The sequence below is a fragment of the Microcystis sp. M49636_WE2 genome (assembly GCF_030065375.1).
GTDB classification, from domain to species: domain Bacteria; phylum Cyanobacteriota; class Cyanobacteriia; order Cyanobacteriales; family Microcystaceae; genus Microcystis; species Microcystis aeruginosa_C.
Genome location: NZ_JASJFG010000701.1, coordinates 1 through 1,664, shown reverse-complemented (window position 1 = coordinate 1,664; position 1,664 = coordinate 1). Strand labels below are relative to the sequence as shown.

At 44.7% G+C, this 1,664-nt stretch carries 1 protein-coding gene and 1 pseudogene; one reads left to right on the top strand and one right to left on the bottom strand.

Features of this window, described 5'->3' with window-relative positions:
- Positions 1-207: pseudogene (locus PX484_RS16060) on the bottom strand (lipoyl synthase); the annotation flags it as partial.
- Between the two features lie 182 nt (positions 208-389).
- Here PX484_RS16060 and PX484_RS16055 point away from each other — a divergent pair.
- Positions 390-1,664: mechanosensitive ion channel family protein (locus PX484_RS16055; protein WP_288104724.1), on the top strand; the 1,275-nt coding region annotated here is incomplete at its 3' end.

The window sequence follows — 1,664 nt, the reverse complement described above, 5'->3', positions numbered from 1 at the left end:
GGGACCCATCAACAAAAAAGTCGCCGTACCTTGGGCATAACATTCGCCGCGATTGGGACAGCGACCCTCCTCGCAGATAGTATGAATGTTCCTTTGTTTGATAATGCGCTGAACCGTGGAAATTTCGCTAGATTTGCCGAGTGAACGCCGTAACCAAGGAGGTAAAGAGGTTATTTCCTCGCGCCACTGTGGGGGTATATTGGACATGAGAAGTTAACTAATGTTGGGGGTTGGGGATTCCAGTTATCAGTTATCACTGGGGAGAGGGGACAAGGGAGAGGCACGACCGACTCCCCAAAACGAAAACTTTTGATCTCACCATTAAGATAACTGCCATAAGCTGAGAAAGCGAGTCAAGATCATTGTTAATCAAAAAGGAAACTTGGGCAATGGGACGACGGCAACGGGGAAAAATTTTCAATCTGGTCATTCAAGGATTGGCGGGTTGCCTCTTGGTTAGTATTTTTGTTCTTAATCCCCAGCCATCCCTAGGCCAAAATTTTCTGGTTCCATTTGTATCTCCCACGGGTACAAGGATTTTTGTAGCCGGGGATATAGAATATGCTTCCGTGCATCTAGATGGATTTGCCTTATTTCAGATTGCCTCCCAAGATTTTACCGCTTCTGAGTCCCGGGAACTCTCCCCGGTAGAAAGACGGGCTAGGCGCATTGAGAGGGGCTTAAATAATATTATCAATCGGGGTTTCGATCCGACAACCCTGCAAGTAAGTACGGCGACTCTCAATAATTTAACCGTGATTGTGGCCAAGGATAACCAGAAGTTACCGCAACAGGTAATTCTGACAGTAACAGAAGTTGATGCCCTGATCGATTCTTCTTCGGTTGACGATTTAGCGGACAGATGGGTTAAAATCATCCAAACAGCTTTGCTCCAAGCTTGGCAAGAACGTCAGCCCGCCCCTCGTCGGCAACAGGTAATGACTGCCACTATAATTATTTTGGGGCTAACTTTCTTAAGCTGGGTATCAATTTGGTGGCAGAAACACCTAAGAAATCGCTTTAATCTCCTCAAAAAACAAGCTAAAAGGCAATCCGATCAAAATTTACCCATAAATTCCCCCCCCAGAAAAGATCGCTCCCAAGAGCCGATTTTAGCCGCTCTAGGAGATTCCTCTAATTTCCGTCAACAGGCTGATATTCAGCGACAACTAACGCTAAATATTCTCTGGAAAAGACTAGCTTTCATTGGACTGATACTGCTTTGGTTTGGCGGAATAGCGGCGATTTTGTATGTATTTCCTGAAACTAGGCTAGAAGGACGCGGAATAATCCGTATTCCTTTACAGATTTTTATCATCTGGTTGCTGATGACATCAGTGAGCAATATGGTTAATCTCTACGTTAATTTTCGGCTACGCGAGTGGGTAGAGGAAGGAGCGGTGTTTTCCGAAAATTTGGAAAGGAGGATTCTGCGCGCTCCCACTTTATTGGAGGTTTGGCGAGAAATTATCACATTTATCGCTATTTTTCTGGGAATTTTTGGTTTTTTGGCCTGGATGGGTCTTTCTTTCGCCTTTTTACTCACGGGAGCCGGTTTAGTGGGAGCATTGCTCACCTTTGCCTTTCAGGATCTTTTAAAAGATTGGATTAACGGTTTTCTAATTATCTTTGAAGACCAATACACTGTCGGTGATATGATCCAG